The sequence below is a fragment of the Pseudomonas sp. LBUM1676 genome, from assembly GCF_059695605.1.
The window spans coordinates 2,154,740-2,174,026 of the sequence record NZ_CP166777.1 but is presented as its reverse complement, the minus strand read 5'-3'; the positions used below and the strand labels follow the sequence as shown (position 1 = coordinate 2,174,026).

Genomic DNA, 19,287 nt, shown 5'->3' with positions numbered 1-19,287 from the left:
TGGATGGACATCAGCCCGCCGTTTCGAGAATCCCCAGCATGTACGCACGGGCGACGACATGCTGTCTGGTACCGGCCTGGAACTTGCCAAACAGATTCTTCAGGTGCCACTTCACGGTTTCTTCACCGACATTCAGGGCCAAGGCGATTTGTTTGTTGGACAGATTGCGCGCCAGCAACTGCAGCACCTCGCGTTCCTTGGGTGTCAGCAAGCGACTAGGTGAAACACTCGATAGTGTGGACTCCGCTGCCGAAACAGGTGTGGGCACCGGTCCTGCTGTGGCAGGCTGGACAGTTTTACGCTGCAGCGCCTGTACCCATTTGGTCAGGTCTGGATGGGTGTCCTGCATCACGCGCTGCATACCATTTTCTTGCGCGAGACTGACCGCTTCGAGCAAGAAGTCCTCTCCCTCTTCGGACGTCGCCCTGAGCGCCAATGCCTTGAGCAGTTTGATCTGCACAATTTCCCGGCCGCGGCGCAAGCGCTCTGCGGTGTCACTCACCTTGTCCAGCACTGCGAGCATGGCCACCCAATCCCGCTTGGCCAGCAAGACATAAGCGTTCGCTACTCCCGCCAGCAAGGCCAGCTCCGTACCGAGCAACCCGGACTCTTCGCGGGCATCGATGGGCGTAACAGCGTCCAGCCGTCGCCGCAACGCCTGACAGGTATCGCTGCGCCCCTGCAAGGCATGCAGACGAATCTGCTCGCCCAGTGACGCCATGCAGAACCTGGGAATGCCACGCTCTTCTCCGAGGGCAAACAACGCTTCAAGAAGGTCCTGCCCGCGATGTCCCTGCCCCAGCAGCGAGGCCAAACGGGATGCGGTGATATAACCCAGCACAATCGCATCCGGCGAAGCGAGACGCTCCACCATGTCCATCCGGTTCGCCAAAACTGTACTCGCCTCCTGAGTCTCCCCCCGTTCGAGCATTACCGTCGCCAGAGCAGTGGCCATCATTACGGCAATCGGGCTGCGTCGGCCAATGTCACGCTCAGCCCGCAAAAGACTGCCGCGCAAGGCCGTTTCCGACGACAGCATTCGCCCTTCCCAAAGGTAAGTCAGGCCGACCACCCACTCGCCGAAACCGCGAATGGCATCCAGGCCGGAACTCCACTCGTACAGGGGGGCGCGTTGAAAGATCCGCCGGGCTTTTTCCGGTTGTCCTTGAGACAGGGCCAGTCGGGCAATCTGATTCGCCACAATGGCTTGCACTTTGATCGGGAACGAAGGCAACCGATCAACCCAAGGTGAGATGAGTGCCAAAGACTCATCCGGTCGATCGGCAAAATAAGCCGCTGCGGTTTCAATGGCGGCAGCCTCGCATCGGGTGGCCTCGTCGGCGGAAGGATGTTGTTCGATGGCGGTAATCAGTCGTGCGGCTTCAGCCTGACGCTCGCCCATCGCCAACGCCCATGCGGCTGCCAGGCAGATGCGCGGATGCGACAGCACAACCTCGGATTCAAGCTCTTCAATCCATTCCAGCACTCGACTGAATTGGCCACGCAACATCACTTCATACAAGCATTTTTCAATCATTGCGTAAGCGGGGTTGGGCAGCCCTGCCAACAGATACTGACGCGCTGCCTGCTCCAGGAATTCGTGGTGTTGCAGCCAGTCCGCGGCACGTTCGTGAACACCCTGACGCTGTTCCGGGGGCAGTTGTGCAAAACGGCCCAGAAGGAACTCCCGGGCTAACGGATGAATGCGCACCCAGTCGCTGTCGACACTCTCGACGAAAATAGGTGTCGAGACGCACAGTTCCTGGAGCAACTCTTCTGCGCGCGGATTACCTGTGAGCGCGACGCATAAAGAAGGATGAACCATCTCAAGCAAGGCAACCCCAGTCAGGAACCCGACCTGTTCTTCCGAGAGTTGGGCCATCAGACTATCGACGAAATAACGCTGGATATCGCCAGTGCATTTCGACAACTCTTCGATGGCCGCACCTGGATTCGGGCTCTTTTCCATTGCCGAAATGGCCAGCTGCAAACCCAGGGGCCAACCCTCGGTCACCTCATGCAGGCGTACACAGAGATCAGCGTCGATCTTTGCGCCGAAGCGCGCCGTGAGTATCGCAACCGCTTCTTCAACGCCAAATCGCAAGGCTGTCCTGGTGATTGTCGCGTACCGCCCCCGTGCTGTGAGGTCAGCCACTTGCAGATTCAAACGCCCGCGCGAGGCCATGATGACCCGCAGGTTGGCTGGCGCGTTATGCAACAGGTAGGTCAGGGAATGGCGGACAGTCACCTCGGGCAAGGCGTCCGCTTCATCCAGGATCAACACGGTCTCGCTGCCCAGATCGGCAACTTCCGCCAACCATTGTGTCAAGCCTTCGAACTCGTCACGACCAGGCCCCGGAACACGCTCGAAGGCACGAGCAAAGGACGGCCGGCCACTACCAATCGCCATGGCTGTGCCCAGCCCTTGGACAAACCGGGTGCTGTCGTCATGCGCATCCAGGGTCAACCAGGCCACCACGGCGCCATGGGACAGGCATTCCCGGCGCCACTGGGTCAGCAGAAACGTCTTGCCAAAGCCTGCCGGTGCGTGAACGGCGATCACCAACTTGTCAGTCAGCTCCGGGGTATCGAAGGCCAACCGGCTACGGATCCGCGCCGACTTCTGGCTGCGTGGCGGCGTGGTTTTGAGGATCAATTGTGGTTCTATGTGATCCATTTCTTCAGGCCTTAATACAGAACAGTGGGCTCGGCCGTAGACCGTGATTGCTCAAGCAACGCTGAAAAATTTGCAGCGATACCTATTATTTTGGAAACAGGAGCGTGTACGCCACCCGAAATCCCCAGCCATGGGCGCCATCTTCAGGGCTGTCTGCCCAATAGCGTGGCCCGATCTGGAGGCTCATGGGTTGCTTGCCGACCTTGAACAACTGCGTCACGAACAGATTGATCGGCACATTCCATTGCTTGAACTCCCAGTCATAAGTGGATTCGGTATTAATGCCAAAACTGGTGTAAGTCTTCGTGGTGTACACCAGAAACGGTTGCAGGTAAGTCTGGTTCACTTTTTCTTTGTCATCGGGCGGGCTGTTGTCCAGCGACCAGATGTGGTTGGCGAGAATACCCGTGGTCCAGCCGTGTTCCTGCTTCAACGCTACCGCCGTCGGCCCCAGTCCCCATTGCTCGCTGCTGAGCAACTTGTCGCTGCCGGTGGGCAACAGCAATGCCGGCCCTACCCCCCAGATCCAGCCACCCTCGGTTGGCTTTTTCGGCGAGAAGAAAAAGCTTTGCGACGTGTCGCCTACGCCGCTTTTATCGGCGCCACCGCCCGGCACCAGCCCGTGCTGGTCGATGATCGGCAGAATCGTGCGGGAAATCAGGTTCCAGTCCTCGTTCAGGCTGAACGGTAAGACCGGCTGAATATTGGTCACGCTCTGAATCCCTTCTCCGCTGGGCCCCATTTTCTGGTTCCAGTTGTACTGGATCGGCAAGCTGTACAGCGCCGCGACCGGGTTCAGTGCCTGCTTGGCCAGCTCGGCCTGGCTGTCCGCGAAGCTGTTCACGGAAACGCCCAAAGCGATGAGTGAAACCAGAGGCAGCTCAATGCGCTTGTTCATGTCGAACTCCCGATCGATGTGGCGGATCGGCTGAACCTGATCCGCCACATCGTCTGTTGCGTCAGCCGCGAAGCGCAATTGAATTGCGCTGACACTGGCTTGGTCCGCCGGCCTTCAAGTGCTTCGGATTTCGGCCAATAAAGTTCCGCTCTTACCTACCTGAGCAGCGTTTGCAGATCGTTGGTCATCGCCTTGATAGCTGCCTTGAAATCATTGGCCGTGATTTTCTGACTGGTGTTTTGCAGGTTTTCCCCAAAGACCTTGCGTACAGCTTTGGCGACCGGTTGCCCGGTGCCGGCATCAACCAGATCAGCCTCGATATACAACTCGGTGTTTTGATCACGATGCCCGGTCGCGGCCTGGGTCGCCCCCACTACTGCGGCGACGGGCACCACTTCGTACCACTTCATGCCTTCGTTTGAAGCCGTCACGCCGGTGATGGCCGCATGCAGGATCAGCGCGCGTTCACCCTTGCGAACGTCCCTTGCGCTCGGAACGACCCGGTAATTTTGCGCCAATGCCTGCCTGGCGCTTTCAGTGGTGTAAGCCTGCAACTCCTGTAAGGTTTTCATATCCACACGTTCATTCGGCTTCGGTCCCGGATACAGCTCCAGGCGCTCGAACACCACCGTCGAGTAGGCCGAAGGCTGGAACCCCGGTGCAAGCCAACGCATCACCGTCGCCCCGCTCGGCGACTTGGTTTCCTGCAAGCCGTCATAGCTTTTGAGGAATCCAGAGTACTGTTCTTTTTCGGTCACCTTTGAAACGCAGCCTGCCAACAACAGGCTGCTGAGTGCGACACCAACGATCCATTTATGGGAACGGTTCATATAACAGTACTCCTTGGGGTTAAGGTGCTACGTCGCAAGACTCTGTTCAGTAGCGCCAAGTCATGTTGGCCGTCAGGGCTTGAATCCAGGCGTTGTCGAACTCGCCTGAAGTGCGATTGCCGGACAGGGATTTGGTCTGGTCGATGGACATGTCGCCCATCCACACAGTGACCCAACTGAAGTTCAGGTCGGTCTCTTTATTCAGCGAATATGTGAGGCCAGCGGCGAAGCGCCAGGAAGCGCCCATGGGCACGGTCAGCGTGCGATTGCCATCGGACACGGCCGAGGTGTCATAGGCGACACCGAAGTCCCAGAGTAAATCGGGGTTCATCTGGTATTGCGCGCCCAGGGCCAGTTGATAGGTGTCCTTGTAATGCGCATCTATCGTGGTCGCCCGCGTACCGCCGGCGTTGGTGTCCACGTCGATGCCTATGTCGCCGAATTTCGACCAGTCCTGCCAATTGACCGAGGCCAGCAACGCCCATTGCGGGTCCAGTTGCTGATACAGGCTGAGGGTGGCGGTCTGCGGTACTTTCAGATCGATTTCGGTATTGGTTCCATTGAGTCGACTTACCAGCGGACCACTGCTCTTCACATCCAGGCGATCTTCGAAATCCAGATCGACCTGACTGGTGTAGGCCAGACCAATACGTGTTCCCGGCTGCGGCGCATAGATCACGCCGACGTTGGCACCGTAACCCCAGTCGCTATCCTTGTATTTGTATTGACCATCCGCACGATCCGTCAAACCAAGGGGCGACTGGTCAATCGCAGCCTCTGACTTCAGCATGCCGTACATGGCTTTCACGCCGACACCGACGGACCATTGCTCATTGAAGCGATAAGCCACGCTGGGCACCAACGACAAGCCGGCGATGCTCGCGTTCTGCACGAAATAACGTCCGGACCAGTCGTTGTCGTAGTTTTCCGCGAGACCAAAATCGCCATAGGAACCGAATCCGACGGACCACTGGTCATCCAGCTGATGGCTGATGAAAAAACTGGCGCCAGGTATTGGATCAAGCACGTTGCCGCTGCCGGAGCCTGGTGTATTGGTATCACCGTCGCGTTCGAACGATAGATTGCCGAACAGGACCTGGGCGCCGGCGGTGATTTGAGTGCCACTAAGATAGCTCAGACCTGCGGGATTGCTGGCAATGGTCGAAGGGCCTTGCGCCCTCGCCGCCGCGCCGGCATTGGCCAGCCCGGTATTGTCCGTGGCGGTTTCATACAGCATCAGCCCGCCAGCAACACCTCGCCCACTCACCAGGAGTGTCAAAAATCCAACAAGTGAAATAGAAAGCGCACTTTTATTCGACTGCATGACGTCCCTCTCTAATGATGTTCAATCACTATCGATCAGGTAACAGCGCAACCGGTGCTTATGGCGAAGTGAAGTATTGCTGATGATTCGACATTTTCCATTTGCGCCCTGTCATAACTGCAAGTAAGCCGTCAATCGTGGTTTTACCGGACAGATGGTTGCATTAGAGGGGGTTGAAGCGCTTCGCACCCCCCCACTCACGGGGGGGTATGTTTAGGTGCCATTGCGCTGGAGCAATGGCAAATGTGCACCTATGCTTGGTTTGCTGGAAAAACTGATCAAGCAGACTGTGCTGCTCCGACTATGGTGCGCAACATTTGTAAAAGGTCATCCGAGCGAATCAATGTCAGTACCCCTCAGTGATGACGAGAGCGCAAGGAGATTGATTGACCGCGCCCTGAGAAATGTCACTGCGCCATTAGTTCCTAAGTTTGGGTAGTCAATGCATTTGGCATCCATCAGGGAGAACTTCATGACGCAAATTCTCAAACCAATCACCGTTCTGGCAGCTTTTGCCGCGCTGGCGATACCTGTGATAAACGCGGCGCAGGCGGCCACCGAAATTCCCCCGGGAATCACTACACCCGATCGCATCGAGACTCGTTTCGGTACGTTGGAGTTCAAGGACGGCGCACCGAGCGTAAAAACCACACAGGACGTCTACGACACCCTGGCTTTCACTCGCGGCATAGATGCGTTCATGAACAGTTTTTCAGGCGCATCGGCCTATGCGATTCGCGAGGGCTTCCACAGCATTGGGGCAGACGACAACACGGTGATCATCTTCTCCGAGTTGATGGACTCCCAATCGCTGTTTCTCACCGCCAACGCCGACACTATCTATACACTCGCGGTCCTCGATCTGACAAAGGGGCCGCTGGTGGTTGAAGTGCCACCAAAGTCGCTCGGCACGCTAAATGACATGTGGTTCGGCTGGATCATCGACATTGGCGCACCTGGTCCTGATCGGGGTGAAGGCGGCAAATACCTGATCGTACCGCCGGACTACGAGGGTCCGCTTCCGGACAGTGGCTTCTTCGTAGGCCGATCGAAAACCAACCATGTGCTGTACGCCGTTCGTGCCTTTATGGAGCACAACGATCCCAAGCCTGCTGTCGACCTGATCAAAGACAAGCTGAAAATTTATCCCTACACACCAGGCGGCTACGGCACCAGCATTGCCACGGCACTGGCGGGCCAAATCAGGCTGGAGCCGAATCCGCCGATACCGCCGACAAAATTCGTGGAAGGCAGCGGCAAATCTTTCAACACTATTCCTCCTAATGACTTCGCCTATTACGAGACGCTGGACAAGCTTGTGCAGCTGGAACCCGCCACCTCGTTCAACCCGGAACTCCTGGGCCAACTGGCGGCCATTGGCATCGTCAAGGGCAAGCCCTTTGCTCCGGACGAGCGGATGAAAAAGATCCTCACCGACGCAGCGGCCGTGGGCAATGCGGCGGGACGATCACTGAACTTTCGTGCTGCCGATTATCCCGGCTGGGCTTACTACCCGAATTCGATGTGGGCCAACATGCTATGGCAGGGCGGTTTCGACTTCGAGACACCGCCGCCAATGATCACCAAGGAAGGCTTGTTCAAGGCATTACCACCGACAGGCGCCCGAACGCTTGATTCGCGCACAGCCTTCTATTACGGCTACACCATGGATTCGCCGGGCATGATCATGCGAGTGCCGAACGTGGGCTCGCAGTACCTCATGGGCTTCTCGGATGCGCAAAAGAATCCCTTTGATGGCGGCAAGACCTACCAGGTGACCCTGCCACCGAAGATTCCAGCGGCCAAGTTCTGGTCGTTCACCGTCTACGACAACCAGACGCGCTCCATGCTCCAGACACCGCAGCGCTACCCGCGCGCCGGCAGCCAGACCTACCCTTCACCGGCGGCCGTCGAGAACGCGGATGGCTCCACGACGATCTATTTCGGACCGTCCAAACCCGCTGACGCCAAAGCCGGAAACTGGATTCAGACCACGCCTGACAAGGGCTGGTTCACGATCCTGCGCCTGTACAGCCCGCTTGAATCGTTTTTCACTAAAACGTGGCGGCCGAGCGAGATCGAACAGGTTCGGTGAAGGGGCCACCGATCTCTGTCAGGCTCGAATGCAGTCGGCGCTGTTCACCAGCGCCGACTTCTGCGGATGGCTCAGTCGGCAAGCACCAGTGGTGGTACTTGCCACTTATTCATCTTGTCCTGCGGGCCATAGATGCGCAGCGCCAAGTAGGTCGGACCGTCGGGCGCAGGCAGCCAGTTGCTTTCCTTGTCCTTGCCCGGTGAGTGCTTCTGGATGTGGAGTGTCAGCGAGCCGTCGGCATTCTTCTGCATATTCGGCAGCATCGGCGAGTTGACCAGATAGCGCTGGATTGGGTTGGCAACCAGCAGTTGCGTGGCGCCGTCGTACATGGTCACCGACCAGAAGGCGTTCGCCGGTGGCAACTGACCTGCGGCAAACGTCAAACTGTACTTGTGTTTGCTACCGTCCAGCGTCTCACCGGTGGGCAAGGTACGGGTCAGTGCATAGCGCGCCTCGGAGGCATCCAGGGCGTAAATGCCTGCTTTCGCCACGACGGCGCGGGCCTGCCAATCGCCGTTATAGCGCTGACGATCGCCGCCCCCTCGTTAATGAGGATCCAACCGTTGATGGGCTGGCCGTGGTGAACAATACCCTGGGTGATGCGCAGATCGCCGGCGGCGGCCCCGGCAGCGAGTTCCTTGCCGTAGAGGGCGGCAATACGCTTGAAATGATCCATCTCGCCAGTGCCAATACCGATGCTCGCCAGTTTTTCACGGATGGCTTTTTCTTCAGGTGCAGAGGGCGCAAAGCGCAATGCGATGTCCAGATAGGTGAAGAAGTTTTTCTTGATGGAATCCTTGTCTGCGGGAGGGAAGTCAAGGGGCTGAGCAGCCGGTGGTGCCGGTTGCTTCAACCAGGTCGACAGGGGCTGCACCTTGTAGCCGGCTTGTATGGCTTTGACATTCTCGATGTCTTGCGGTGAAAACAGTTGCGTGCGGTAGCCGGCCAGCGAGAATTGCGTCGTCGAGCGAAACAGCTTCTTGATGCCCTTGGGCGTCTCGCCTTGCCAGTCGGGGCCGACCACCAGATAGTCGCCCGGTTCGCCAGCGGTGGCGATACTGCCGATCAGCCCGTAGTTGTAGGTATTGCCGTCACACAACATCACTGAGTAATAGCGCCCCTTTTCCACCGACGGCACGCTCAGCACCATCGGTTCGGCGCGCAGGCCCAGCGAAGCGAAGGAATAGGGAGTATCGCTGTTGGCCGTGACCACGGCCTTGTCTTCCGGTGTGAATACGCGGGGGATGTTGTGCAATTGATTGAATGGCGCTTTGTACTGCGGCGAACCTTTGTCTACGGCATAGGAATACATCACGTCATAATTCATCACGATGGGCAGACCGTAGATATAGGCTTCTTCGGCGATGCTCTGGATGCGTGCGGCTTCGCTGGCGTCATGTTTCAGGGGAGGCGTTTGCGCAGTGGCCAGATTGGCCAATAACAAGACGGTGGCAGCAAGCGCACTGCGCAGCATGGTAGGACAAAGAATCATTGTGTCTCCTCAGGAGATATTGGAAGTCGGCGCGATTTTTCCGCGTCGAGTGTCGAGACTTTTCTCTGCTCAACATCGGCCAAACTTGAACAGATTGACCGTTTTGAGAATCGGTGCCCCCCCGTTGACGAGGGGGAAGAACTCTAAGGGGGACATCGAAGGGAGTGAGACTCTAATAAGGCATGTAAGCCTTAATGCTTGTGAGCGGAAACATTGGGGGTGACTGGCAGTGCACCCGCGATACACAAGCTGGTTGGTAGTGCCGGAGCAGTGACGCCTGCTCGATACCTGCGCGTTTTTGCTGACCTCTCGCTCGAACGGATTCACTACATTCACATTGCCAAAAACCTAACTGGCGAAGCCATCGAGATCGCCACAGCGTTGGGTGAATCTGCGCAGCGCTTAAATACGCGGGTCAACAACCGGCTGGACATGGCACGCCTCGAATCCGGCAAAGTGGTCCTGAATCGGCAGTGGCAACCTATCGAAGATCTCGTGGGCAGGGCCCTGCGCAAGGTCCAGCCGATTCTGGGTAGGCGGTTGGTTCAGGTCGCTCTTGACGATGATTTACACACGGTATTGAGCGAACTCGTCCTCATCAACCTGATCGAGAACGCCGTTAAGTACACATGACCCAAACCAAAGAAGTGAGGCATACGAGGCGTTAAAGCACTGTCAATTTTGTCGGCCAGTATCGTTCTGAGTCACAAAAACCAATTGTAAAAAAACCGAGATTTTTTTTGCGGCCTTACCCATGAGGACACTGCGAATGAGGTTTCAATTCACGCGAGCGCAGTGAGGATTCTACCCAAAGCCAGTGATTTGGTAGGGGGAAAAACGACCAAAAATAAAAAAGGGTCGCGAGATTAAATCTCGCAACCCTTTGAATTATATGGTCGGGACGGAGTGATTCGAACACTCGACCCCTAGCACCCCATCTCCTTTTTCATACTTCTTGAAAGCTTCCAAAATTTTACTCTGGATTTTTCTAAGCTAGTATTTACTTGAGCTCCAGCGATGTTCTGCTCTACGAAAGTCCAGTAACGTCCATAAAGAGCCGACGTTTTTGTGGGGGTAAAAGTAGGGGGAACCCATTTTATGTCCAAAATCACCATCAAAGAACTCGAGTCGCTGACCGCCAACGATGCCGGCCGAATCCTTCGGGAGGATGGCAATCTCGCCGGTCGAATTTCCGTGCGTAAGGACGGCGTATCGGTCAGCTTTTTCTATCGCTATCGCTGGGGCGACCAGAACAAAGAGTACGCCTGCGGGTCCTGGCCGCGCAAATCTCTGACGGACATTCGCAAGGCTCGAAATCAGGCTCGCGCGCTTATTGATGAGCAAATCAATCCCAACGAGCACAAGAAAACCGCCAAGGCACAGGCATACGCCGCTGCTAACGTAGAGGCTGAACAAGTAAAAACGACGAAGGTGAAAACGCTGACCGTCCAGGATCTGGCCAAGGCCTGGCTGTTGGATGGCGTGGCGCGCAAAGACGGCAATGCCGAGTTGCAACGACGCTTTAACAAGGACCTTTTACCCGCACTTGGCAAGACAGCGGTGAACAATGTTTCAGAACACGATGTTCGGGCGCTGATCCGGGCCGTGGTCAACCGCGGCGCTTACCGGCAAGCCATCAGCTTCTTCGCCGACCTCACCCAGATGTTTAGCTGGGCTAGAAAGCGCCAACCTTGGCGGGCCTTATTGATCGAGGGTGATCCGACGGAACTGGTCGACATCTCCCCTCTCATCCCAGCCGACTACGAGGCCGAAAGAAGCCGCATCCTTTCACCGGCTGAGCTGTTGGAACTGCATAACCGCTTCCAGCAAATGACCGCCGATTACAACGCCCTCCCCGCCGGGCAAAAATACGACGGCATACGGCCGCTAAAGAAAGAAACCCAACTCGCACTCTGGATCAGCCTGGGCACGCTGTGCCGGATTGGCGAGTTGCTCCAGGCCGAATGGAAAAATGTCGATCTGGACCGGCAGACTTGGTTCCTCCCCAGTGAAAACGTTAAAGGCGCCCGGGGCAAGAAACAGGACCACCATGTCTTCCTCTCCCCCTTCGCCCTGCATTTCTTTCAGGAACTCAAGAGCCTGACGGGACATTCCCAGTGGTGCTTCTCCAACAAGCAGGATGATGGGCATGTGGACGTGAAAGTGGTGAGCAAGCAGGTCGGTGACCGTCAGGCCCGGTTCAAAAACCGCAAGGCTCTCTCCAGACGGCGTCATGATGACACGCTGGTGCTTGCCGACGGCCAGAACGGCGACTGGACGCCGCATGACCTGCGCCGCACGGGCGCGACCATGATGCAGGCTTTGGGGGTCAGCCTGGACGTCATCGACCGCTGCCAAAACCATGTGCTGGCCGGCTCGCGGGTGCGGCGCCATTACCTGCATCACGACTATGCCGAAGAGAAGAAGAGCGCCTGGAACCTGTTGGGCGATCGACTCAGTGCCGTACTGTCCTCAACCTACGAGCACCCAACGACCGAGTCGATGATGTTTTTCCAGCCTACCCCCCTCTGGATCACTGCCGACCCCATAGGTCAGATTTAAAGTTTTGTAGACATCGCTGAGCGCTTACGTGAGGTCGATTTCGGCCTGTCGTGCCCGGCAGAAATCAGCCAACAGCGGTCACTCACAAATGATAAATGTCGGTCATTTAGTTTTATCTACGTAACCTGTGGCACACCAGGCTTCGCAACAAAACTTGATCGAGAGAACGGCACCGCTATCCCAGTAGTGCGTGTTCGAGCACCGAGTCGGTCGTGGTCTGATAGTGACTGGACAGCAATTCGCAAGCCTTGTCGATATCTTTGGCCAGCGCAGCATCCATCAACTGACGGTGTTCGTTGGGCACATCACGTGCGCTGCTGTCGGCATAGTGCATCGACAGAAAACGATAGCGCGCTGTCTGGTCTCGCAGTGACGAGCACAGCCGCAGTAATGTCGGTGAATTGCAGCTGGAAATCAGCGCCTGGTGGAATACTTCGTGAGCTTTTTCCCACTCGGGTTTTAGCAGTCGCTCCGGGCCTTCGACGATGGTCAGGCGATCCAGTCGGTGGTGAGCGGCAAGAACACGACTCTCCCACTCCACATCACCCTGACGAATCGAATCGGCAAGCGCCTTGCATTCAATGTGCAATCGCGCGGCGGTGATGTCGGCGATTTCTGCTGCAGAGATACGGCCGACACTGAAACCTTTCTGATCGGCGGCAGATACAAAGCCACTGCTGGCCAGGCGCGACAAGGCTTCACGCAGCGGAATCACACCGACATCGTAGGCTTCGGACAACTCTTTGAGACGCAGGCGAATGCCCGGAGCCAATTGGCCATTGATGATGTCCTGGCGAATCCGTTCTTCCAGTTGCGAAGCCATGGTGCGCTTTTCGGTGGGTTCGGCCGATTGCCAGTTGATCAAAGGGGAATTCAAGGTCGACTCCGTTTTTCGCTTGTCTGCACGAATCATACACAGAATGAATAATTTCTCACATTATCTTAAATATATATTTTTCTATTGACGGTATATTTTTTTGCCTCTAGCTTTGTCAACACGCAGTCGGTACTGCCCTTCACCACCGGCTCCCCATCAAATCAATAAGAGAAACATGTCATGCGCTACGTCCGCTTCCTCAATCAAGGTCAACCTGTTCTGGGTGTCGTCACTGCTGACGGCGTACGCGTACTAGGGACAGAAACGCTTGAGTCATTGTTGGCGCGAGGTGTCGATCTGACCACTCATGCCCAAGGTGCCAATGGTGCTATCGTCGAAATCGCCGAAGACGCTTACCTGCCATTGATGGAGCGTCCGACCAAAATCGTTTGCGTCGGCCTGAACTACGCCGATCACACCAAAGAGTCTCCTTACGCTCAACCAACCTACCCCACCCTGTTTCCTCGCTGGAACTCCAGCCTGACAGCCCATAACAAACCGCTGATTCGTCCGCGCATCTCCGACACCCTCGACTACGAAGGTGAAATGGCTGTGGTTCTGAAAAGCGGCGGCCGTCACATCCGCAAGGAAGACGCACTCGAACACGTCGCCGGTTATGCGCTGTTCAACGAAGGCTCGGTACGCGATTACCAGTTCATCTCGCCGCAGTGGACCGTCGGCAAAAATTTCGATGACACAGGTGCATTCGGGCCGGTGCTCGTGACTGCCGATGAGTTGCCAGCGGGTGGCAAAGGCTTGTTGCTTGAGACACGCGTCAACGGCAAGGTTGTACAATCGGCCAACACCAAAGACATGCTATTCGACGTCGCCACCATCATCTCTACGTTGAGTGAAGCGGTCACGCTCGAAGCAGGCGACGTGATTGTCAGCGGCACCCCGGCTGGCGTTGGTTTTGGCATGAATCCCAAGGTTTATCTGAAAGCAGGCGATGTGGTCGAAGTATCGATCGAGGGCATCGGCAAACTGGTCAACCCGGTTGTCGACGAAGTCTGATAACAGACACAGCTTCGAACTCGGCGCAGGGCCGACCTCGCCCCTGCGCCCCACTACAAGAATAATTAAAATGGAGGCAATCATGAGCGTGTCCCATGGTGTGCATTCAATCGATCATTACGCGCTGAACGTCCCGTCTCTGGACGAAGCCTGCCAGTTCTTCGAAAGCTTCGGCCTCGACGTTCTCCGTGAACAGAACCAGCTTCTCTTACGAGCAACTGACGGCCATGTCTGGGCAAAAATTTTCCCTGCGGCCTCCAAGTCCCTCGCCTATCTGAGTTTCAACTGCTACGAGCAGGATTACGCTGCGTTACGCCAGCAGATCGAAACCGCTGGCGGGCTGTTCGAAGATCGTCCCGAAGCAGGAATGTGGTTTCGCGACCCGGACGGCAACCTGTTGCATGTGAAGGTCGGCGAAAAAACCATGCCCGATCAAAAGTCCGACCACCACAACAGCATCACCCCGTCCAACAGCCGCGGCGCGACGACCCGCGACGCCATGGCGCAGGTCCGCCCTCGCCGCTTGTCCCATGTCCTGTTGTTTACCCCCGATGTGCTTGGCGCGCTGCACTTTTACCAACAGGCCCTGGGCTTGAAGCTCTCCGACAAGTCGATGGACATTATCGCCTTCAGTCATGCCGCGCACGGTTGCGACCATCATCTGGTGGCGTTCGCCAAGAGTAGCGCCAAGGGTTGGCACCACGCTGCGTGGGAAGTCGACAGCATTGATGAAGTCGGCGCGGGCGCCTCGCAAATGGCCGCGGCGGGACATGTGAAAGGTTGGGGCACGGGTCGTCATTGCCTGGGTTCTAACTACTTTCATTACGTGCAGGATCCGTGGGGTTCGTTCTGCGAGTACTCGGCAGACATGGACTACATCTCCGAAGGCAGCGAATGGCCTGCCGGCGATTATCCCCCGGAAAACTCACTGTACCTCTGGGGCCCGGACGTGCCGGACAACTTCATTTTCAACACTGAAGCGGATACCCCGGCACCTGCCTGAGTCGCCTGCCGCTTATTGTTTAAAAAAACTGGAATTCCTGTATTGCGCGAGCCTCCCTGGTTCGCGCAACAGGCCCGGCCATGTTCGGAAATCATTGCGAAGTACACGAGGCACAGATCATGAACCAGCACACTACAGTCGATGTCGCCATTGCCGGTTACGGCCCCGTGGGCCAGACCCTGGCCATTCTATTGGGCCAAATTGGTTATTCAGTCGCCGTCTTCGAACGCTGGCCAGCGCTTTACCCGCTCCCGCGGGCAGTATTTTACGATCACGAGATTCGCCGTATTTTCCTTTCCATGGGCCTTGGCGAAGAACTGGCGAAAATCTCTCAGCCGTCGGCACGCTACCAGTGGTTCAACGCTGACTGGAAAGTCTTGGTAGAGATCGATTGGTCGGCTGAATCCATCAGTGACGGGCCATTCGGTTACCTGTTCAATCAGCCATCGCTGGAAGCCGCACTAGACCGCAAAGCCAAGAGCATCAGCAACGTGCAGGTCCATCAGGGCTGGGAAGCAACTGCACTGAAACAAGACACCCAAGGCTGCGATATGGTTCTCAATCGGGTCATTCGCGAAGACGGCAAGTTTTCACTGGGTGAAGAGCAGCAAAGTGTCCGGGCTCGTTATGTGATCGGTGCCGACGGCGCCAACAGCTTCGTGCGCCAGTCGCTGGGCATTGAATGGCAGGACCTGGGCTTTCAGGAAGACTGGCTGGTGGTCGACTTGCAACCCAAGCCCGGTGTGCAACTGGATGTGCCGGACATCGGCCAATGGTGCAACCCCGAACGACCGACCACCATGGTCCCTGGCGGCCCCGGTTATCGCCGCTGGGAGTTCATGCGCCTGCCCCATGAAACCATCGAGGACTTGCAAGACACCGACAAGGTCTGGTCGCTGCTGTCGCGCTGGGTGACGCCGGACACCGCTGACCTGGTGCGCCACGCGGTCTATCAGTTCCGTTCACGCATTGCTTCGAACTGGCACAGCGGTCGGGTCATGCTGGCCGGCGACGCGGCCCACGTGATGCCACCGTTCATGGGCCAAGGCATGTGCTCGGGGATCCGGGATGCATGGAACCTGTCCTGGCGTCTCGATTTGCTGCTGCGCGGTTTGGCTGAAGACAGCCTGTTGGACAGCTACACACTGGAGCGCAAACCGCAGATCCGCGCCGTGATCGAAGCGTCCATGGCGATGGGTAAAGTCGTTTGCGTATCGGACCCGGTGAAGGCCGCCGAGCGCGATGCAGCCTATTTGAGCGGCAACGTCGCACCACTGCCGCCGTTCCCGGGTTTAACCGATGGTCTACTGCAGAAGGATGGCCAATTGCGCGGCATTCTTGGGGCTCACGGCTCGATCGAAATCGGTGGCAAGGTCAGCCGGTATGACGAAGTTATTGGACGCGGTTTCCACCTGCTTGTCCGAGGTGACCAGGATCCTCTGGCATCGCTCACGCCTGAGCAGCAGAGCTTCATCCATGACTACGATCTGAAAGTCGTTCGACTCGCGCAAACGGCTGACAGCAGCAAAGGCATCTATCGCGACGTCTCCGGCAAATACCTGCGCTTCATGGCCGAGGCCGGACTCAAAGCCCTTATCGTGCGCCCCGACTACTACTGCTATGGCGGCGTTGCAGAACTGTCCGCGTTACCCAAATTGCTCAACTCCCTGCGCGAGCAATTGCAACAAAGCAGCCAACCCCACGTTGTTAATGGTGGAAAGGCCCGCCACGCCTGAGACGATTTCCCGGTGGCATGGACGCCCCTCTCTCTAAAACTCTGACAAAAAAACAAGAGACAGATAATGATCAACATCAAGGTGAAAACGCTTGGTGCGGTTCTGGCCGCCTTCGCAACGCTCAATACACACGCAGCCGAATCCCCTGAAACGGGTGAAGGCACCCTGTTTCGTAGCCTGTTTGGAGACACGCTGGAAAAGGATTACGGGATTCAGGTCTCAGGCCTTTTTGACGCCGCTTACTCTCGCAATAATCGCTCGACACACGATGAGCGCCAGGACGGTTTGAGCAATCTCCCGGTGGTTGGTTTCGCCGACGAGGGGCTTGAATGGGGTAGCTTGCATCTTTTCGTCGACAAGCAACTGAAGGGCACCATGGTGCCACGTATCACGCCGTTGCCAGGTCCTGCGCCGAGCGACGCCTCCTTCGGTTTTACCTTCGAAGTGAACTACGGGCGCAATGCCCAGTTCGCCCGTACCACGGGTTGGGACATGCACTGGGACGTTAATTCGCCTGGTGACGACAACCTCGCCAAGGCCCAGCGCGACAAGCAGAAATTCCTTGCCATTCCCAACATCGCCGCCACTGCCTACCTGCCTTACGGCCCTGGAATCACCGCCATGGCCGGGGTTTTCGGCCCGGCCATGGGCTATGAAATCCCGCCCAACATTCGCGCTGCTCGTAACCCGCTTGCCAGCAAGAGCTACGCCTTCGTCAGCGAGCCGGGAACCGTAGGTGGCGTGCTGCTCGGCACTCGACTGTACAACGGCGAATCGTCGCTTCTCGGCGCCGAACTGGGGGTAGTCCAGGGCTGGAACAACCTGCGCGACAACAACGATCAGAAGTCGATGATGGGGGCCTTGCGTTGGCGTACCGCAGACATGCAGACCTGGATCGACTACGAGTTCATCCTCGGCGATGAACAGAACGACAGCTTCAGCGATGTACAGGCTCCAACGTCGCGCCTGGTGTCGCCACAAGGTCAGTTCAAACAACAACACTCGCTCAACGGCTGGCATCGTTTCGACTCAAACTGGTCGATGGGCGCCGAGCTGGTTTATGGCCGTCAGAACGGTGACGGCAAGGCCACAACCGTCGACATTATCAACGGTCCTGGTTTCGATGGCGCCCATTGGTGGGGTGCCAACGCGGTGCTCACCTACCAGCAACGCCCGGACCTCTCCTACTCGGTGCGCGCCGAACATTTTGCCGATCCCGACGGGTTCATCCTGCTACCGGTTTCGACCGCTCGCGGCAGTTTTAATGCCCTTACTGCGGGCCTGCGCTATGACCTGAACAAGTACGTCTCGTTGCGCCCTGAAGTGCGTTACGACGTGTTCGATGGCAATGCCGACGATCACCCGTTTGGCGCGGGTCGCAACAACACGCAGATGACCGGCCTGGTTGAAGCGCTGCTCTATTTCTAAGCCCTTGGCGGCCGGGCTTGCATACGGCCGCTAACCCTCAACTTCATCCGAGTAACAACCATGAACAACAATAAGCATGCGTGGGATGTGCGTTACGAGTTCAAAGCGGTAGCTCTGCTGGCCTTGGGTTTCGGCCTCGTGGGCCTGGACCGGTTCATCATCCTGCCTCTGTTCCCGGTGATGATGAAAGACCTGGGCCTCAATTATCAGGATCTGGGCAACGTGACAGCGATACTGGGCTTGGCCTGGGGCATTTCTTCGATCTTCATGGGGCGGCTGTCCGATCGCATCGGTCGACGCAAAGTGCTGATTCCGGCCGTACTGGTATTTTCGCTGCTCGCAGGCCTTTCCGGTTTGGCGACCGGCATAGGCGGGTTGATGCTGATCCGCGCGATCATGGGCATTTCCGAAGGCGCTTTCACCCCAACAGCCCTGGCGGCCACGGCAGAGTCATCGCATCCTCGCCGGCGCGGGATGAACATCGGCATTCAGCAGGCGTTTTTCCCGATCCTCGGCTTGGGTCTCGCACCCATTCTCGCCACACAGCTGTTGCTCGTCGTGCCTTCGTGGCGCTGGGTGTTCGTGATCGTTTCGCTGCCGGGTTTCCTGCTGGCATTGGCGATGTACCGTTACTTGCGGGAAACGCGCGCAGCCACTGCGAAAAAAGCCGAAGCCAGTGCCGCAGTGGATCACCCGAGCTGGCTGGATGCACTGCGCTATCGCAACGTGCTGCTCAACATCGTCGGTATGTTCTGCATGCTGACCTGCCTGTTCGTGATCAGCGTGATGATGCCTAACTACTTGATGGACTATTTGCACCTGGAAGTACAGCAGATGGGCTTCGTCATGTCGGCCATCGGCCTGGGTGGTTTTCTCGGGCAATTGATCATGCCTGCCGTGTCAGACCGCATCGGCCGTAAACCGGTGGTGCTCATATCGTTCGTCGCCACCGGCGCATTTCTTTGGTTGCTGATGGGCACTGGTGCCGAGCCGGTCAAGTTGTTCGCGCTACTGTTTCTGACGATTTTCTTCAACTTCAGCATGATCTGCATGACGGTCGGGCCACTCACCAGTGAATCGGTGCCGGCCGCGCTGACGTCTACCGCTACCGGGTTGGTAGTGGGCATTGGTGAGATTTTTGGCGGCGGTGTCGCGCCGGCTATCGCGGGTTATATCGCACAGCATCACGGGATCGAAAACACGATGTATCTGGCACTCGGCGCGGTGGTGGTCGGGTTGCTGGTCGCGACCTGTTTACGTGAAACCGCACCCGCCAGAGTGGCCGAGCCTGGGGTCGAAGGCATCGACAGCGTTTAACAAAATTCACTCTCCACCCGGGGAGCGACAGGAG

At 57.2% G+C, this 19,287-nt stretch carries 15 protein-coding genes; 8 read left to right on the top strand and 7 right to left on the bottom strand.

Annotated features, from left to right (window positions below):
- Positions 1–10: 10 nt before the first annotated feature.
- From ACA041_RS10175 to ACA041_RS10160, 4 genes are all read right to left on the bottom strand, one after another.
- Positions 11–2,677 (bottom strand): helix-turn-helix transcriptional regulator, encoded by a 2,667-nt coding sequence (locus ACA041_RS10175; protein WP_497440976.1) that lies wholly within the window; start codon positions 2,675–2,677, stop codon positions 11–13.
- A gap of 85 nt (positions 2,678–2,762) precedes the next feature.
- The gene (locus tag ACA041_RS10170) at positions 2,763–3,575 is read right to left on the bottom strand and encodes a transporter (protein WP_497440975.1); all 813 of its coding nucleotides are present in this window, start codon (positions 3,573–3,575) and stop codon (positions 2,763–2,765) included.
- A 155-nt stretch (positions 3,576–3,730) separates the two neighbouring features.
- Entirely contained in the window at positions 3,731–4,405 is a 675-nt protein-coding gene (locus ACA041_RS10165) for a DUF3313 domain-containing protein (RefSeq protein ID WP_497440974.1), read from the bottom strand.
- A 46-nt stretch (positions 4,406–4,451) separates the two neighbouring features.
- Positions 4,452–5,729: an OmpP1/FadL family transporter gene (locus ACA041_RS10160; RefSeq protein ID WP_497440973.1), complete on the bottom strand. Its 1,278-nt coding sequence runs from the start codon at positions 5,727–5,729 to the stop codon at positions 4,452–4,454.
- 472 nt (positions 5,730–6,201) lie between these two features.
- Here ACA041_RS10160 and ACA041_RS10155 point away from each other — a divergent pair, with 472 nt between their 5' ends.
- Positions 6,202–7,824 (top strand): DUF1254 domain-containing protein, encoded by a 1,623-nt coding sequence (locus tag ACA041_RS10155; RefSeq protein WP_497440972.1) that lies wholly within the window; start codon positions 6,202–6,204, stop codon positions 7,822–7,824.
- A 71-nt stretch (positions 7,825–7,895) separates the two neighbouring features.
- Here the strand turns inward: ACA041_RS10155 and ACA041_RS10150 are convergent, their stop codons facing one another.
- Both ACA041_RS10150 and ACA041_RS10145 read right to left on the bottom strand, forming a co-directional pair.
- Positions 7,896–8,315, bottom strand: coding sequence for a DUF1214 domain-containing protein (locus ACA041_RS10150; protein WP_497440971.1), 420 nt, complete (start codon positions 8,313–8,315; stop codon positions 7,896–7,898).
- Positions 8,261–9,316, bottom strand: a complete 1,056-nt coding sequence (locus tag ACA041_RS10145; RefSeq protein ID WP_497440970.1) for a DUF1254 domain-containing protein — start codon at positions 9,314–9,316, stop codon at positions 8,261–8,263. The genes ACA041_RS10150 and ACA041_RS10145 overlap by 55 nt, the downstream gene beginning before the upstream one ends.
- A 219-nt stretch (positions 9,317–9,535) precedes the next feature.
- On the opposite strand from ACA041_RS10145, the gene ACA041_RS10140 reads away from it, so the two are divergent.
- Together ACA041_RS10140 and ACA041_RS10135 are read left to right on the top strand one after the other, a co-directional pair.
- On the top strand, positions 9,536–9,949 hold the full coding sequence (locus tag ACA041_RS10140; RefSeq protein WP_497440969.1) for a hypothetical protein: 414 nt from the start codon (positions 9,536–9,538) through the stop codon (positions 9,947–9,949).
- 465 nt (positions 9,950–10,414) lie between these two features.
- Positions 10,415–11,878 carry a tyrosine-type recombinase/integrase gene (locus ACA041_RS10135; protein ID WP_497440968.1) on the top strand — a complete coding sequence of 488 codons (1,464 nt, stop codon included), beginning with the start codon at positions 10,415–10,417 and terminating at the stop codon, positions 11,876–11,878.
- Between the two features lie 175 nt (positions 11,879–12,053).
- On the opposite strand, the gene ACA041_RS10130 is transcribed toward ACA041_RS10135, so the two are convergent.
- On the bottom strand, positions 12,054–12,755 hold the full coding sequence (locus tag ACA041_RS10130) for a GntR family transcriptional regulator (protein WP_497440967.1): 702 nt from the start codon (positions 12,753–12,755) through the stop codon (positions 12,054–12,056).
- A gap of 180 nt (positions 12,756–12,935) precedes the next feature.
- Between ACA041_RS10130 and ACA041_RS10125 the strand changes: the two genes are divergently transcribed.
- The 5 genes from ACA041_RS10125 (at position 12,936) to ACA041_RS10105 (ending at position 19,253) form a co-directional block, all read left to right on the top strand.
- Entirely contained in the window at positions 12,936–13,769 is an 834-nt protein-coding gene (locus ACA041_RS10125; RefSeq protein ID WP_497440966.1) for a fumarylacetoacetate hydrolase family protein, read from the top strand.
- An 82-nt stretch (positions 13,770–13,851) separates the two neighbouring features.
- The gene (locus tag ACA041_RS10120; RefSeq protein ID WP_322268898.1) at positions 13,852–14,772 is read left to right on the top strand and encodes a VOC family protein; all 921 of its coding nucleotides are present in this window, start codon (positions 13,852–13,854) and stop codon (positions 14,770–14,772) included.
- A gap of 119 nt (positions 14,773–14,891) precedes the next feature.
- Positions 14,892–16,508: a bifunctional 3-(3-hydroxy-phenyl)propionate/3-hydroxycinnamic acid hydroxylase MhpA gene (gene mhpA / locus ACA041_RS10115; protein WP_497440965.1), complete on the top strand. Its 1,617-nt coding sequence runs from the start codon at positions 14,892–14,894 to the stop codon at positions 16,506–16,508.
- 66 nt (positions 16,509–16,574) lie between these two features.
- Positions 16,575–17,936 carry an outer membrane beta-barrel protein gene (locus tag ACA041_RS10110; protein WP_497440964.1) on the top strand — a complete coding sequence of 454 codons (1,362 nt, stop codon included), beginning with the start codon at positions 16,575–16,577 and terminating at the stop codon, positions 17,934–17,936.
- Between the two features lie 60 nt (positions 17,937–17,996).
- Positions 17,997–19,253 carry an MFS transporter gene (locus ACA041_RS10105; RefSeq protein WP_497440963.1) on the top strand — a complete coding sequence of 419 codons (1,257 nt, stop codon included), beginning with the start codon at positions 17,997–17,999 and terminating at the stop codon, positions 19,251–19,253.
- Positions 19,254–19,287: the final 34 nt, after the last annotated feature.

Excerpts from the sequence above, each read along its gene's own strand:
- ACA041_RS10110 (WP_497440964.1), top strand. The coding sequence starts at position 16,575 with ATGATCAACATCAAGGTGAAAACGCTTGGTGCGGTTCTGGCCGCCTTC.
- ACA041_RS10120 (WP_322268898.1), top strand. The coding sequence starts at position 13,852 with ATGAGCGTGTCCCATGGTGTGCATTCAATCGATCATTACGCGCTGAAC.
- ACA041_RS10170 (WP_497440975.1), bottom strand. The coding sequence starts at position 3,575 with ATGAACAAGCGCATTGAGCTGCCTCTGGTTTCACTCATCGCTTTGGGC.
- ACA041_RS10105 (WP_497440963.1), top strand. The coding sequence starts at position 17,997 with ATGAACAACAATAAGCATGCGTGGGATGTGCGTTACGAGTTCAAAGCG.
- ACA041_RS10135 (WP_497440968.1), top strand. The coding sequence starts at position 10,415 with ATGTCCAAAATCACCATCAAAGAACTCGAGTCGCTGACCGCCAACGAT.
- mhpA (WP_497440965.1), top strand. The coding sequence starts at position 14,892 with ATGAACCAGCACACTACAGTCGATGTCGCCATTGCCGGTTACGGCCCC.
- ACA041_RS10145 (WP_497440970.1), bottom strand. The coding sequence starts at position 9,316 with ATGATTCTTTGTCCTACCATGCTGCGCAGTGCGCTTGCTGCCACCGTC.
- ACA041_RS10165 (WP_497440974.1), bottom strand. The coding sequence starts at position 4,405 with ATGAACCGTTCCCATAAATGGATCGTTGGTGTCGCACTCAGCAGCCTG.
- ACA041_RS10160 (WP_497440973.1), bottom strand. The coding sequence starts at position 5,729 with ATGCAGTCGAATAAAAGTGCGCTTTCTATTTCACTTGTTGGATTTTTG.
- ACA041_RS10125 (WP_497440966.1), top strand. The coding sequence starts at position 12,936 with ATGCGCTACGTCCGCTTCCTCAATCAAGGTCAACCTGTTCTGGGTGTC.
- ACA041_RS10175 (WP_497440976.1), bottom strand. The coding sequence starts at position 2,677 with ATGGATCACATAGAACCACAATTGATCCTCAAAACCACGCCGCCACGC.
- ACA041_RS10155 (WP_497440972.1), top strand. The coding sequence starts at position 6,202 with ATGACGCAAATTCTCAAACCAATCACCGTTCTGGCAGCTTTTGCCGCG.